At 45.9% G+C, this 15,568-nt stretch carries 13 protein-coding genes; 9 read left to right on the forward strand and 4 right to left on the reverse strand.

Annotated features, from left to right (window positions below):
• The first annotated feature begins 34 nt into the window (after positions 1-34).
• The gene (locus S7335_RS14650) at positions 35-1,459 is read left to right on the forward strand and encodes a di-heme oxidoredictase family protein (RefSeq protein ID WP_227500004.1); all 1,425 of its coding nucleotides are present in this window, start codon (positions 35-37) and stop codon (positions 1,457-1,459) included.
• Between the two features lie 449 nt (positions 1,460-1,908).
• Here S7335_RS14650 and S7335_RS14655 read toward each other — a convergent pair whose 3' ends face one another.
• Positions 1,909-2,379: a nuclear transport factor 2 family protein gene (locus S7335_RS14655; protein WP_038016286.1), complete on the reverse strand. Its 471-nt coding sequence runs from the start codon at positions 2,377-2,379 to the stop codon at positions 1,909-1,911.
• A 156-nt stretch (positions 2,380-2,535) separates the two neighbouring features.
• Positions 2,536-3,726, reverse strand: a complete 1,191-nt coding sequence (locus S7335_RS14660) for an ATP-binding protein (protein WP_006453610.1) — start codon at positions 3,724-3,726, stop codon at positions 2,536-2,538.
• Positions 3,727-3,911: 185 nt separating this feature from the next.
• On the opposite strand from S7335_RS14660, the gene S7335_RS14665 reads away from it, so the two are divergent.
• From S7335_RS14665 to cynS, 5 genes are all read left to right on the forward strand, one after another.
• Positions 3,912-4,688, forward strand: coding sequence for a helix-turn-helix domain-containing protein (locus S7335_RS14665; RefSeq protein ID WP_006453972.1), 777 nt, complete (start codon positions 3,912-3,914; stop codon positions 4,686-4,688).
• A 235-nt stretch (positions 4,689-4,923) separates the two neighbouring features.
• On the forward strand, positions 4,924-6,567 hold the full coding sequence (locus tag S7335_RS14670; RefSeq protein WP_038016289.1) for an ABC transporter substrate-binding protein: 1,644 nt from the start codon (positions 4,924-4,926) through the stop codon (positions 6,565-6,567).
• A 57-nt stretch (positions 6,568-6,624) separates the two neighbouring features.
• Positions 6,625-7,464: a nitrate ABC transporter permease gene (gene ntrB, locus S7335_RS14675; protein ID WP_006455019.1), complete on the forward strand. Its 840-nt coding sequence runs from the start codon at positions 6,625-6,627 to the stop codon at positions 7,462-7,464.
• Between the two features lie 50 nt (positions 7,465-7,514).
• Positions 7,515-8,366, forward strand: coding sequence for an ABC transporter ATP-binding protein (locus S7335_RS14680; RefSeq protein WP_006453751.1), 852 nt, complete (start codon positions 7,515-7,517; stop codon positions 8,364-8,366).
• A 113-nt stretch (positions 8,367-8,479) separates the two neighbouring features.
• Positions 8,480-8,923: a cyanase gene (gene cynS / locus S7335_RS14685; protein ID WP_006456430.1), complete on the forward strand. Its 444-nt coding sequence runs from the start codon at positions 8,480-8,482 to the stop codon at positions 8,921-8,923.
• A 140-nt stretch (positions 8,924-9,063) separates the two neighbouring features.
• Here the strand turns inward: cynS and S7335_RS14690 are convergent, their stop codons facing one another.
• Positions 9,064-9,927: a hypothetical protein gene (locus S7335_RS14690; RefSeq protein ID WP_006454944.1), complete on the reverse strand. Its 864-nt coding sequence runs from the start codon at positions 9,925-9,927 to the stop codon at positions 9,064-9,066.
• Positions 9,928-10,322: 395 nt separating this feature from the next.
• Between S7335_RS14690 and S7335_RS14695 the strand changes: the two genes are divergently transcribed.
• A complete protein-coding gene (locus S7335_RS14695; RefSeq protein WP_006454189.1) occupies positions 10,323-10,976 on the forward strand; it encodes a Uma2 family endonuclease in 654 nt (217 codons plus the stop codon).
• Positions 10,977-11,136: 160 nt separating this feature from the next.
• Here the strand turns inward: S7335_RS14695 and S7335_RS27840 are convergent, their stop codons facing one another.
• On the reverse strand, positions 11,137-11,286 hold the full coding sequence (locus S7335_RS27840) for a hypothetical protein (RefSeq protein WP_157620257.1): 150 nt from the start codon (positions 11,284-11,286) through the stop codon (positions 11,137-11,139).
• A gap of 96 nt (positions 11,287-11,382) precedes the next feature.
• Here S7335_RS27840 and S7335_RS14700 point away from each other — a divergent pair, with 96 nt between their 5' ends.
• Together S7335_RS14700 and S7335_RS14705 are read left to right on the forward strand one after the other, a co-directional pair.
• Entirely contained in the window at positions 11,383-12,312 is a 930-nt protein-coding gene (locus tag S7335_RS14700) for an acyl-CoA desaturase (protein ID WP_006455660.1), read from the forward strand.
• Between the two features lie 900 nt (positions 12,313-13,212).
• Complete coding sequence (locus S7335_RS14705) at positions 13,213-15,429, forward strand: LamG-like jellyroll fold domain-containing protein (RefSeq protein WP_050765900.1); 2,217 nt, start codon at positions 13,213-13,215, stop codon at positions 15,427-15,429.
• The last annotated feature ends 139 nt before the right edge of the window (positions 15,430-15,568 follow it).

Genomic DNA, 15,568 nt, shown 5'->3' on the forward strand with positions numbered 1-15,568 from the left:
ATTGGTTCATCTTGCTGTTTTCTTAACTTTGTTGATGATGAAACTCTCTCAGTTCTGGGGTGCTCTTTTTCGGTCTTTTGATACATTTCTGCAGCGTTGGCAACTGACTTTGCCGTTTTTGGGGAGCGCGATCACAGCATCTTTTACCGGAGTGCTACTTTCAACCGCGGTTACTGCGCAGCAGTTGCCTGCGGCAAGCGCGATCGCTTCTGCAGGTGAGGCAACTGTTTACAATCGTACATCTAGCGCCTATGAAGAAGTGGTCCCAATCCTGACTGCGCAGGGCGTGATCGATCATGAGCTAGGAGACGAGGCGTTTGAAGAAGCGTTTGTGCTGACACCGGGACTGCGAAATTCTGGACTAGGACCCGTCTTTAACAATACCTCTTGCGTAAGCTGTCATATTCGTAACGGACGCGGCATGCCTGAACCAGGGCAGCTACTGTTAAGGGTGAGCGATCCTAATTCGGTAGATGTAGAAGATTTAACCGATGCAGAATTTTACGATAATGCGCCGCCGGTATGGGGAATAGGAAAACAAATTCAGGATTTTAGCGTTGTTGGTTCGCAGCCTGAAGCCACTGTGGAAATTAACTGGGAAACATCAGTTGGTACCTACGCAGACGGGGAGAAGTACGAGCTGCGATCGCCTAAGTTCAATGTCACGCTAGCTGATGGTGAACCTTTGCCAGAAGGCGTTCTAATTTCGCCGCGTCTGCCACCTCATGTCTACGGTCTAGGTTTATTAGAGGCGATTCCTCAGGAGGATTTACTGGCTTTGAGCGATGTAAACGATGCCAATGGCGATGGGATTTCGGGACGACTTAACTATGTCTGGGATGTGCAGAAAGGAGAGATTGCTTTGGGTCGCTTTGGCTGGAAAGCAAACAGTCCGACGCTGTTGCAGCAGAGCGCCGATGCCTACTTGAATGATATGGGTATCCACAGCTCCTTTTTTCCAGCAGCAGATGGCTCGGTAGAAGTTGATGATGCGACGCTAATTGCGTCAGCGGCCTATGCGCAAACGCTGGCGGTTCCTACTAGGGCAGCTATAGCCGATCTTCAGGTTCAGCGCGGTGAGCAATTGTTCAACGATGCGAGCTGTCAGGCTTGTCATGTTTCAAGTTTTAAAACAGGCAGGCATAAGTATCCGTCGTTAGAGAACCAGTTAATTCACCCTTATACCGACTTGCTTTTGCATAATATGGGTGAGCAGCTAGCTGACAACCGCCCCGATTTTGAAGCAGATGGTCAGGAATGGCGAACGCCTTCGCTATGGGGTATTGGACTGGCCCAGACAGTTCTGCCCTATTCTGGCTATTTACACGATGGCCGCGCACGTAGTTTTGAAGAGGCGATCCTTTGGCACGGTGGCGAGGCCGAGGCTTCAAAGGTGGCATTCGAGAAAATGCCGAGAGAGGATCGAACTGCGCTGGTAAGGTTCTTACAGTCTTTGTAAGCAGATAGGCGAAAGTAGATTCGCTGTACAGAGCAAGGCTATAGCTTTTTGCATACTTACTACACTATGAAAACTACACTATGAAAAGCTACAGTCTTCGTCATACCAAGCAAAGGTATAGCAACTGTATAGCTTTTGCCACTTAGCTCTATACATTGCTCTATACATTTTCTAGGGCTGAAACTCCTGATGCATATAGAGCTAAGTGGTCAATAATGGCCGTAGGCTTTGCCTTCTCGCAGAGTATGCATCCGGCCATTGCTATACATAGGCGCAGTCTGCTCTGTGCGTATACGTCTGTGCACTGCTTGATTCCTCACAGTTTCGTGAGTGAATTGGAAGTCTCATAACGGAAAGAGCTTGATTACGTCTCGACGCTATGTTGGGTAAGTGAAGGTTGCTCGACGGCAACTGCATAGGATTTGGCTACTCAGCTCTGATATCTTTACTCAAACAGGAGAGTTAATCAGGCCAGGATGGTCGTTGGGTCTAGGTTCAGAAGCGGGCCAGTGAAAACGGCGATCGGTTTCCTGAATAGGCAAGTCATTAATGCTAGCTTCTCTACGGGCCATTAAGCCTTCTGCGTCAAATTCCCAGTTTTCGTTACCATAGGCTCGATACCATTGACCAGAGTCATCATGCCATTCGTATTGAAAGCGAACGGCAATTCGGTTTTCTCCATAGGCCCAAAGCTCTTTGACGAGGCGATAGTCTAATTCTTTGTTCCATTTGCGCTCTAGGAAAGCGCGGATGGCTTCTCTACCTTGGATGATTTCGGCACGGTTACGCCAATGGCTATCTTCAGAGTAAGCCATTGATACTCGCTTTGGATCTCGGCTGTTCCAGGCGTTTTCAGCCATTCTCACTTTCTTTGTGGCGATATCTAGAGTGAAGGGTGGTACGAGTTTTGGAGATGACATGGCGGAAGATTTTTGTTCAGGCTGGCCTAATTTCTTACTTGTGCAGATCTATATTATGCAGGTCACCTAGCTGTGACCGTAGGACTATCTTTTGAAGAAATAGGACTTTTGATGGGAGGCTGAATAATTAGCTCATGGTTAAGTTAGTAGCAGGTTTTAAGATTTTTGAGGGGATAGTGGCAATCTGATCTTAAAGGTGGTGCCGATACCGGGCTGGCTTTCTACTTTGATATCTCCTTGCTGTAGGGCAACGAACTGTTTGACAATACTAAGCCCTAGCCCTGTACCTGGAATATTACTGACGTTTCTGCCGCGATGGAAAGGCTCAAAGAGATAGGGATAGTCTTCTGGCAAGATGCCAAGCCCCTGATCTTTGATTTGAAAGATAGCCTGATGCTTTCGCTGATAGAGCGATAGCTGAACTAGGCTGCCAGCGCTGCTGTAGCGAATTGCATTGGATAGAATGTTCGTCAAGATAGAGCGCAATAGCGTTTGATCTATTTCGGCTACCAAAGATCTAAACCTGCCGGTGAATTCTAGTCGTCTGTTATTAGGCTGAATCTCTAGTAGTAGCTGGTGGCAGAAGTCTGCTAGGTCAATTGGTCGCGGGCTCAGTGAGAGCCGCTTGGCTTCAAGCTTACCGAGAACCAAAATATCGTCAATCATGTGGGTCATGCGCTCGACGTTGGTAGCAATGCCTAGCAGGTATTTTTGCTTTTGGGTCTGAGTCAGTTTCTCATCGTAGCGACCCAAGGAAGAGACGGATAGAGCAATGTTGTTCAATGGGTTGCGAAATTCGTGGCAGACCATTGAAACAAAGCGAGATTTTAAGGCGCTGAGTTCTCGTAGGTGGGCATTGGCGGTGTATAGCTCAGCCGCGCGCGATCGCACTTTCTCTTCTAGATCCTCGTTGGTTTGCTGCAAGACAGTTTCAGCCCATTTTCGCTGGGTAATATCACGAAAGGTAACGACTGCTCCGATCACCTGCTTTTGCTCATCGCGCATGGGGGTGCTGATATATTCCACTGGAAAGTTGGTACCGTCTTTGCGCCAGAAGACTTCGTTGGTGACGCGGTGGGTACTGCCATCGTGTAAGGCAGCATAGATAGGGCAGCTTTCTCGGTGATAATGAGTACCGTCAAGATACGAGTGGTGTAAAACGCGGTGCATTGACTGCCCGATGAGATCTTCTATATCCCAATCGATCATGGCTGCGGCGGCAGGGTTTACGAAGGTGACATTGCCCTCTAGGTCAAGGCCGTAGACCCCTTCGCCGACTGAATTGAGAATAAGCTGATACTGGCGTCTGAGTGTGACTAGCTCAGTCTGTTCTGAGTTATTGGGCATAGATTAGTTTTTGGGATTTGATTACTGAATTGGTATCACAAGTGCGAACGATACTGTGATGAGTTACACCACAGACTACGCAGACGGAGATCTATATAGAGATAGAAGTATAGATACAGGAGTTACGCGATATCTCTGGTTAGATTGGGCGGCTTCTAACAGCGAGGTTGACGTAGGTGGAAGGCATGAGCGCTAGCATTCTTGTGATCGAAGATGAAGATGAAACTAGAGAGATCTTTTTGCGCTGTTTGGCCTTTGAAAATTTTAATGCGATCGGGGCCAAAGATGGAGAAACTGGAATTGAGCTAGCGATCCAGCAGGTGCCCGATCTGATCGTGTGCGATATTATGATGCCAGCTATGGACGGCTATGGCGTACTTACTGCGCTAAGAAAGCATGAGTTCTTGCTGTCGATTCCGTTCATCTTTTTAACTGCGAAGGTGACAATGACCGACTTGCGTCAGGGGATGGCGCTAGGAGCGGATGATTATTTAACGAAGCCCTGCACAGTCGAACAGTTTTTGAGCGCGATCGCTACAAGACTTCAGCGCAGTGAAGAGATTCGCAATAGCGAGATTAAACAAAGCCCTTTTGGTAGTGAGTCAACTGCTATGAGACCTTCTCGGTTCTCTAGCATATTCCCTGATTGTCCTAAACTTCTACCTGTTTTTGAATTCATCGACAGCCACTATCAGCAACCCATCAATCTGAGCGATGTTGCCCGGGCCGCAGGATACACACCTGCCTACTTGACGAGTCTGGCCCAAAGTCACACGGGCAAAACGGTGAAAAATTGGATAACTGAACGACGAATGACACAAGCTCGTCAGATGCTGAAAAATACTGCGCACTCGATTAAACAGATTGCGGAAGAGAGTGGGTACGGCGATCCTGGATACTTTACTCGGCAATTTAGAAAACTGCATGGGATGACACCTAAAGCCTGGCGAAGTCATCTATAGCATCTAGCCTGAGATGTCACAGCTGAAGTTGTGACAGTTGTTACAACTTAGAGACTGATTTAGTAACAACGGCGACATAAAGGTTCAAATGCGTTTGAGAGCCCATGAAAAAGTCCTATTTTTATACCGATATCGTCCTATTTTGTTTCTGCTTTTGACCTATATATTACTCTCATCAATTGAAGAATAACAGACCTGAAAGGCTAGCTTTCGCTTGTCTCAGGTAAATCAACTTATGGCTTTGTCTCATACACAACAAACATTACATAGTCTAAATCGCGGTAGTCTTTTGACAAATGGTCTCTCTGACGGGTCTTCTAGCTGTAGCGTCTGTGGCGAGACTCACTTATCTACGAGCCACTGGGAGTTCATGCAAACGATGCCCACCGATCCTTTGGATATGGTGGATGATCTAGTAAGGATGGGTCTCTATAAAGATCAGCAGCTCAATGTAGCGGACAAACTGAATACCTATGAGCTGCGCAAAGCACTGCTATTAAAGTCGGCAGGCAAAGGAAGTCTGAAGCGGGAAAAGCTAGTGCTGGCGCTCGCGCAGCAGGCAGGTGGCATCGAAAATGCCTTTGCGGCTGCTTTTGGACCACAGGCTGGATTGTTCTTTGCGGACACTGTTCGCACGAGTAGTGCAACTCGTAGAGAGTTTTTGCGCAATGTGGCTATTGGTGCGGCAATGGTGACTTTGACTAACTGCGCTAGCCCTGAGGACCCTGATCCGGTAGCTAATGATGATGCTGAACCCGTGGATACTTCTGGCTTGGAGAAAACTGATCTAAAGATTGGCTTTATTCCGATTACCTGTGCAACGCCGATCATTATGTCGGAGCCGTTGGGTTTTTATCAAAAATATGGTTTCAATGCGGAAGTGGTAAAAATGCCTAGCTGGGGGGCAGTTAGAGATAGTGCGATCGCCGGTGAACTTGATGCCTATCACATGCTAGCGCCGATGCCGATTGCGATGACGCTAGGACTAGGTTCAGGTGCTTTTGGGGTCAAGCTTGCCAGCATTGAAAATATTAACGGCCAAGCGATTACCGTCGCTAATAAGTACCAAGGCCAGGTCAACGGCCCAGCTGACTTTAAAGGCTTTACCATTGGGGTTCCCTTCCCGTATTCTATGCACAACCTGCTGCTTCGCTATTATCTGGCGACTGGCGGCATCGATCCAGATGTAGATGTCAAGATTCGTCCGGTTCCGCCTCCAGATAGTATTGCGCAGCTAGTTGCAGGAGATATTGACGCCTATCTCATGCCCGATCCTTTTAATCAAAGAGCTGTCTATGAAGAGGCTGGATTCATCTTTAAGCTAACAAAGGACATTTGGCCAGGACATCCCTGCTGTGCCTTTGCAGCTAGTGATCAGTGGATTAACGATAATCCCAACACGTTTAGAGCTTTGAACAAGTCTATTATTGAAGCTGCAGGGTACGCTAGCGATCCTGCAAATCGGGTAGAGATTGCAGAAGCAATCTCTGAGCGGGCTTTCCTTAATCAACCTGTTGAAGTAGTTGAAGCTGTATTGACGGGTCAGTTTGATGATGGTTTAGGTAATACGCTAGATATTCCTGATCGGATCGATTTCGATCCCTATCCCTGGCAGAGTTTTGCCAACTGGATTTCTTCGCAGCTAGTTCGTTGGGACTTGCAAGGTGATGGCAAAGCTGCACAAGAGATTACCGATGAAAGCTATAACACAGTAGGTGAAGAGGTTTTTCTAACGGATCTAGCTAGAGAACTGGCTGAGGAAGTAGGGCTCAATCCACCTTCTGATATCTATCGGACAGAAGAGCTGGAGTTTGATACCTTCGATCCGGCGAAGCCTGGAGAGTACGTCAAGGAACAGATTGAGAAAAATGGCGTCTAGCTATACGCCTTTATCAAAGCTGTATCTACTGACGATAGTAATGGGGGGTCTAAGCTCGTGACTACAAGTAAAGCAACGATAGGTAGCCTTAGCACAGCCAAGAAAGAGACTTTTTGGCAAAACCAAAATGTTCAAGCGATTGGACTGTTCCTTCTCTCTTTGATCTTGTTTCTAGGATTCTGGGAGTTTGGCGCGAATATGAAGTGGTTTGCTAGAGGCATGCCAACTGCTTCAAAGACCTTGCAAGAACTATGGTGGTGGTCTACACACCCATTTTTTGATAATGGTCCTAATGATTTAGGAATTGGTTGGAATTTGTTGATTAGCCTACGACGAGTTGCCATTGGTTACACGCTAGCTTCTTTGATTGCAGTTCCACTAGGAATTTTGATTGGCATTTCACCGATTGCCTACAAAGCGTTTAATCCCTATGTTCAGCTGTTGAAGCCAGTTTCTCCACTGGCCTGGTTACCACTAGGACTGTATATCTTTCGAGATTCGGAGATAACTGGAATTTTCATTATCTTGATCTCTAGCATTTGGCCAACGCTAACTAACACTGCGTTTGGAGTGGCGAATGTCAGTCCTGAGTATCTTGATGTTTCTAAAACGCTGGGAGCTTCTAGACTACGGACAATTTTTAAGATTATCATTCCGGCGGCTCTGCCCAATATCGTTTCTGGCTTACGTATTAGTATGGGCATCTCATGGCTGGTAATTGTAGCGGCTGAGATGCTTTTGGGAACGGGTTTAGGCTACTTTATTTGGAACGAGTGGAACAATCTCTACATCCCAAATATTCTGGTAGCTATCTTTATTATTGGTCTAGTTGGTTTGATTCTTGATAGCGTTTTTGCTGCGCTTGAAAAATTTGTTGAATTTGGTCGAAAATCATGAGTAGGACTGTTGATTCTCTTCGTTCAGCTAATCTATCAACTCATACTACCGTGTCTCTTGAACCCGAAGTCCCATCGGCACAGCTTTCTATTCGCAATGTGACTAAGGTGTTTGAAGGAAAGCAGGACATCTTTAGCAAGCTGTCGCGCAAGACTACGCGAGACTTTACGGCTATCGAAGATATCAGTATTGACATCGAGCCGAATACGTTTGTTTCGATTATTGGACCTTCGGGCTGCGGTAAGTCGACTCTGTTGAACATGATTGCAGGGCTTTCCGATATTACTGGCGGAGAGATTCTACTCAATAATCGGCCGATTCATGGACCAGGCCCGGATCGAGGAATGGTGTTTCAGAACTATGCGCTGATGCCTTGGATGAGCGTGGAGGAGAATATTCGCTTTGCAGTGGAGACGGTGTATCCAAAGCTGCCATCGAAGCAGATGACTCGTCGGATCAAGGAAAATATTCAGCTGGTTGGATTAGAAGGTGCTGAAAAGAAGCATCCTCACCAGCTTTCGGGTGGAATGCGACAGCGAGTGGGAATTGCCCGGGCATTAGCGATCGATCCGCAAATTTTGCTGATGGACGAGCCGTTTGGGGCGCTAGATGCGTTGACTAGGGGCTTTTTGCAGAGTGAGGTAGAGCGAATATGGGAACAGCAGCGCAAGACGGTGATTATGATTACACACAGTATTGAGGAAGCTCTGTTGCTTTCTGATCGAATTGTGATGATGACTAGAGGCCCAGCGGCAAGGGTTGATGAAGTTTTAGAAGTGCCTTTTCCGCGTCCGCGCGATCGCGAAACCATCGATCAGCATCCGGCTTATCACGCGCTCAAAACGGAGATGGAACGGCATTTGTTTCGAGAGACGCAGGCGGTAGAGGCATCGCGGATCTAAAAGAGACTCTGAGACTACTTACTAGGAAGATTTATTTTAGGCCTAAAAGACTAAGTGCTGCGCTCGGGCTAGCTATCAATTGACTAATTTACTAACTTTAAGAGGTGTTTGGCATGACGACTCCAGAAATAACAAAGAAGCTTCTGGCTGCGAAGAAAGAGAAAGGTTTAAGCTTCGCGGATTTAGAAGCTAAGCTAGGCTTCGACGAGGTTTGGATCGCGTCGGTGTTTTATCGGCAGGCGAGTGCTTCTGAAGAGGAGGCTAGTCAGATGGTGGAGATGCTGGAGTTAGGGCCAGATGTGGCGGAAGCGCTAACTGAGTGTCCGGTAAAGGGTGGGCTAGATCCCCTGGTGCCGACTGATCCGCTAATCTATCGCTTCTACGAGATTATGCAGGTGTATGGTATGCCGGTGAAAGCGGTGGTGCATGAGAAGTTTGGCGATGGAATTATGAGCGCAATTGATTTTTCGATTGATGTAGAGAGAGAAGAAGATCCGAAGGGCGATCGAGTGAAGGTGATTATGTGCGGTAAGTTTTTACCTTATAAGAAGTGGTAGATGCGCGAAACATCAAAGTACATAGAAAAACGACGTTCTGAGATGTTGAGTGTTATCTAAATCTCAGAACGTCGGTCTTTTTATACTTTGCATGAGATTATCCAGGCAAAGGCTGGCAAACAATGACAAAGGTACGACAATTAAAATAAGGAGTATTTATCAAACTTAAGACGTCCGTATTGATCCTCGCTGAGCCTACCTAATGCTACTAATACCCAAAAGCGAGCAGAGAGAATTCTATTTTGGAGTAGAAGATTACAGCGTACTTCATTGAAAAAAGATGAGATTTTCCAATACTTCCTTAGAATTAAACTATTCTGTAAGTATTCCTCATTTGTTACCCAGTTAGGAGGAGGATTTAAATCACTATGAATTTTTCTTCGTAGCTTCTCCTTTGCTTCATTGATGTCGCCAATGTTGTAGGTTTTTCCAAACTTTTTCTGCCAGTTTCCTTTAAGTAAATCATCAAGGTAATTACTTCGGCAAAGAAGAATTGGCGTTATTCTCTGTTGAATAGCTTCAGTATTTCCATCTCGGCATAAAGAAACTATGGTAATAGAAAGAGCTTGGTAAGAAAAGATCAAGTTGCCGTTTTCAAGAGCCCAACAATCAATAGGAGGAACTACAGACAAGGGGCTACACCTTGAATTAAAACCTACGTCGCGAAAAATCAGTCTTTCTTCAACTGTATTGTATTTCTGAATTCCATCGAAGACGCCCTCAGCGTCGACTAATAGTTCGACTGTCTCAAAAACTTTCTCTGAATGAGTTCTTATTGCAATCTTCGGCGTGGACTCACAAAAGCGGGTTGGAATTTCCAAAGAAACCTCTAAGTCTTCATGTATTTTCATCCAGGAGCTTCCAAGTGAAGTTCTCCTTCTATATTCAGCATGAGCCTCTTCATACAAGGGCATGATGTGCTTTTGGTCGATATGTTTATTGATATATTTGACAAGTTCTTTGCGAGCAAAGCGAAAAACTACAGCTTGAAAGAGCTCTTCCATTTGTCAACTTGATTAATGGACTAATTCGTCAATATACAATATAGCGTTTATCAAATTTATGTGGCCTAACGACCTGGTTCGCTTAGGTCGGGGACTTTTCAACTCCGACTGAGAATTCCTGTTTCATTGCCAGCAAACCAATAATTCAGTAGAGAATGCAAGGGCAGAAGAAACTATGACGATCCTACACAGCGTAATGCTAAGCGCAGGTCATTCTCTCGATGAGTCTTAAATGTTTTTTAAATGGACTCGTTGGTGAACACATGAGTCTCAACGCAAGAACTCAATCTATGGCTTACGAGCCTCTTACATCGCTTTAGAATAAAATACGAACAAGTTCTTTCTATCTACTGGTAGCGATTACGAACAAGTTCTTTCTATCTACTGGTAGCGATATGGTAAGCGCGTCACCTATTGTTTCGCAGCCCGTTCCTCAACCGGTGGGTGAAAAGCGTCTTGTCTTTCGCTCGCTCAACTGGCAACGATATCAAACACTACGGGAAGTGCTGGAGAGCGATCGAAATATTCGATTTACCTATTCTCAAGGAACTCTAGAAGTCACGATGTCGCTTGAGATTCACGAGTTCTCAGTCAGGATGCTTGAGCTGTTTATTCGTGTGTTGACCGTGGAATCTGGAATGGATCTCAAAACAATGGGGTCGACTACGCTAGATCGTGAAGCGCTGGAGCGCTCGGCTGAGCCTGACAATGCCTATTACATTCGAAATCAAGCCTTGGTTGCTGGGCGGAATGTTGATCTCGAAAAAGACCCACCGCCTGATCTGGTGGTAGAAGTTGATATTACGCACACTGATATTGATAAGCTACGGCTTTATGAGGCGATGGCTATCCCAGAGTTTTGGCGATACAACGGCGCGGTCTGGCAAATCTATTGCTTACAAGGCGACCAGTACCAAGAAGCGGAGGTGAGTCCTACTTTTCCTTTGGTAGAAAAATCTAAGCTATATGATTTTCTGGCGACGGCGCGGGAAAGTGAGGCGACTGCGGAACGGGCTTTGCGGCAGTGGATGCAATCGCTTTCCAGTTGAAATCTGACCTTGCTCCTGACGTCCAATAATTGAGCTATAGCACTTTTGACTAGTTGCGTATACCGCAAACGGTCAGATGGCTACGACTGACGCAGTCAGGTAGTTTTCGACCGTTATATATTTTCAAGGACTAAAATTGGACTAAATATTTCGTGCTTTCTTAGTCCTGCATGACCTTATCCAAACGGCTGTTACCACCGGCATATGAGAATAATACCGGCAAAATGAGCATCGAGCATTCGCCTTTGGCAGTCATGTTTAGCCATTGTTCAAACACCGTGTAGACACCTGCTATACATTTCTTAACCATAGTAGTTTTAAGATAGACTAGTCATTCGCCAATGTAACCACAAAGCGTGTCAGAAGAAATGCGCCCTGTAGTTCTGATTAAGAAGGGAACACTTTAATGCTGTCAAAGAGCCTACATCGTCCGTCTTCATCGTCTAATCAAGCCGATTCTGAGCAGTCACAACATCAAAAACAGCACTACTCTAGGGCTCTTCTAGCCACATACTGGACAGGACCTGTTTTTATCATCACTTGTCATATTGGGGTGGTGATGGCACTATTCACCGGACTCAGTTTAGGTGCATGGCTATGGATTGCCTTTCTCTACTGGATTAGGATGTTGGCTATTACAGGCATCTATCATCGTCTTCTTACTCACAAATCGTATAGTGCTCATAATTTAGTCAGATGGATTGGAAGTGCGATTGCATGCTCTGCTGGTCAGATGGGCCCTAGCTGGTGGAAAGGTCATCACGATGAGCATCATCTATTTTCCGATCAACCTAGAGATCCTCATAATTCCACTAAAGGCTTTTGGTGGTCTCACTATCAGTGGTTACTTCGTGGCAACTTTCTACCCTCCAAACTTCCCACTGATATAGAAAATGATACCGTGCTTCGACTGCTCGATCGCTTTCATATATTCCCAGCCATAGCACTTGGGTTACTGTCTTTTGCTATAGGCGGAAGCGAATATTTAGCTGCCTTCTTTATTAGCACCACACTTCTCTTTCACGGAGTGGCAACAGTCAACTCGCTCTGTCACCAATTTGGCTCTCAACCGTTCCACTCAGACGATCATAGCCGTAACAATAGCTTTGTTGCCTTCCTGACACTAGGCGAAGGCTGGCATAACTGTCATCATGCCTTTCCTTGGTCAGCCCGTCAGGGAATAACTAAAGTCGATGGGCAGATCAAGTATCTCCTAGATCCTACCTTTCTTTTCATTCAAGGGCTACAACAAATCGGTTTAGCGTCAAAGATAAAACTCCCTTTCACGGAAGGTACAACAGAATTAACTTTACAAGTAAAAGATATTGCGACATAGGTCTAAGCAACTTTTGCAATCACCTATTCCCTACTTAAATCTTATTCTCAACTCATTTACTACTAGGGAGTAGACAGAATCTACTATCAATCCTTTTAGACAAGGGCATTCCTGAATATCCTATCTACCCTCGGAGAATCGCAGCTCCGCCGGAAGAGTGGGCCATCGGTGCAACCTGTGTAGGCCAGAAACCTGCCCTACCGTCGAAACTGCCGAAGCGGCCACAGCTTATATTGCCCGCTCATACGCAATTGAATATCTCCGTCCCCCTTTCAAAAGCAAATTTTGACTTAAATAGCGATGCTCTCCTACTTGGGGAATTAGAGATGCTAATAAGCAGAACACTTATTTTTGTCTCATCATGGGACTCATTGATGAATCTATAAGTCCCATGATGAGATCCTATAGACCCAGAGAGATACGATAGGAAGGTAAAGTGAGTAGTCTCGTAAGTCAATACTCAACCATTTGAATTTCCGGTGGTCTCTTTAGGCTATAAGAGGTACTTGAAAGATCTCAACGGAGACGACTATTCCAGGAATTGTTTGAACAATTTCACGCGTTGATAACTTTTTCTGATATTTATCTCTATCAGCTTCGAAGATTGCAATAAGTTGATAGAACCATTTGGAGATGACCCAGGCTAGTATCGGCTTGTCCATTTCTCCTTCACGCGCTAGTTTTTCTAGATATTGGTTTGCGATGTATCTGTTGCGACTGTTAATCGATAACCGCTTGCTAGTTTTGCGTATCCACTTATCTGATTAAAGGCAGCAAGATCTATCAAGACTAATTAAAGTCGTTTAAAGCGGTGAGTAACGGACCTCAAAGACTAAGAACTTGAATTGTCTAAGCAACTGCTATGGACTGTCCTCTCTATAACAACTACTGGGTTTTCGGATGAGCTTCATTACGGTGACAACTACAGCTGACAAAGGTAACGGCTCATTACGTGCGGCGATCGCATCGGCCAAATCCGGAGATACCATCCGTTTTGCTGAGCGTCTAGGAGGTAAAACAATTGCGTTAACCAGCGGACAGCTTACGCTAGATAAAGATCTGGTGATTGATGGCAGCGCTGCGCCTGGACTGACAGTAAGTGGTAGCAAGAAGAGTCGAGTTTTCTTCCTCGATAAAAAGCGTAAGGTAACGCTAAAAAATCTCACAATTGCCAATGGTAAAACGCTAGGTGCTGGCGGTGGAATTGATACGCGCCACGAAAGTACTCTGGTCCTAGATAACGTCAAGATTAACAACAATACCTCAGAATTAGGAGGTGGATTGAGAGTAGGCCATCTCGCGAAGGCAACTATCATCAACAGCAGTTTTGAGGGCAACAATGGAACTTTAACAGATAAATTTAGGGGATTTAGTGGGGGTGCGATCGCTCATAACGAGTCGCGCGGACAGATCATTATCGAAGGCAGCCGCTTTGAAAACAATATTGGCTCTTTAGGTGGTGCAATCTATAGCCTTAGCAGTGTCACTTTCACTGTTGAAGACTCTGTGTTCCGTAAAAATGTAGCCAAGAATGACAAAGGGGGTGCGATATTCACCGATGGTGTCAGTGCTCGCAGATACAACTCTGGGTTGCCTGACGACGGCAAAATCATTATTCGCGGCAGCCGAATCGAAGAAAATAAAGCAAAAGGAGCAGGCGGTGGCCTTTACCTATGGGGCTACAACCAAACTCGAGGCTACAAAGATGATCGCGCCATCATAGAAGATACCGTAATTGCAGGCAACGTCGTCGAGAAAGATTCGAATGGAAAGGCAAAAGGAGGTGGGCTCTGGGCCAAACTAGGTCTCGATATTCGTAATGTTACATTTGCCGACAATACGGCAGCTCAGCAAGGCGGAGGACTATGGTTAGAATCAAAATTTCCTGCCAATATCACCAACAGCACGTTTTCAAACAATCAGGTTTTGGACGACGCAGGCGGCGCGATGTTTCTCAACAACGGCTCTGTGCCCGTCAACATCACTAATTCAACAATCGCATACAACCGGGCAGGCCGAGCGAATGGAGCACTTTGGTACAACAAGAGCCACAACGTAACCCTAAAAAACTCGATTGTTGCTTTTAACACTGCTAAAGACCGTGCCCGAGACCACGTAGGTTTTCAAGCTAAAGATGGTGGTGGTAATCTCGAGTTTAGTACTTCTACGCGAGCGATTAAAGTAACCAAGAACAGTCGGATCGCCGATCCACTTCTAAAGCCCTTAACCTTAGTAAACGGAGATTTAGTCCATTTGCTAAAGTCAGGAAGTCCGGCCATTAATGCAGGTGTTTCAAAAGGTGCGCCCAGAACAGACCAGCGCGGTATCCAGCGTGACAGCAGAATTGACATCGGGTCCATCGAATCTGGAAAGGATGGTCCAAAGCCAGTAGTCACTCCACCTACAGTAAACGACCCTTCATTCACTCCAAGTAACAAGCAACCAGTAGTCTATCTAAATTTGAATGAAGGGAAAGGAAAAACAGCCAAGGACACCTCACTGAGTGGTCGTGATAATGCAGGCGCTCTAGTTGGAAATGCTCGCTGGACAAAGGGAGTAAAAGGTAGCGCGATCGCATTCGATGGTAAAGGCGATTCAGTCAAACTCGAAAACTCCAGCGATATCAATCTAGGAACACATGGCGAAAGAACAGTTTCCCTTTGGTTCAAAGCCGATAGAGTTAGCGGCAATCAGCGGCAGGTACTGTATGAAGAAGGGGGAAGTACACGCGGTCTAAACATCTATATCAACCAAGATAGGCTTTACGTTGGCGGATGGAATACACCCCGCCAAGAGAGCGGATGGTCAGGTACCTGGCTTAGCACCGACAACATATCAGCCAACAAGTGGCACCATGTTGATCTGGTCCTAGATGGAGGCCGCAAAGTTACTCAGAATGCCTTACGTGGTTATCTGGACGGTCAGCAGTTTGGCAGCGGTGTGGGCTCTCAAGTATGGGATCATTCTGGTGGTATTGGTCTTGGCAGTATCAATCAAGGTACACGCTTCCACGATGGGGTTACACCCAAAAGCAATAGCGGATTTGATGGAAAGATAGACGAAGTGATGATCTTCAACGACGCTCTAAGCGGCGCCGAAGTTACGAGATTTCTCTGAAGGAGTAACATACTAGTTATAAGGATTGTAAGACGGCCTCTATAGCTTTCTACCGCTTCAGATAATTACGCAATTGCGACGAGCAAGACGATAGCCATAAAGCGTTTCTGACTCGCCCAACAGCCCTCTAATCGATAGC

The organism is Synechococcus sp. PCC 7335 (genome assembly GCF_000155595.1).
Taxonomy (GTDB): domain Bacteria; phylum Cyanobacteriota; class Cyanobacteriia; order Phormidesmidales; family Phormidesmidaceae; genus Phormidesmis.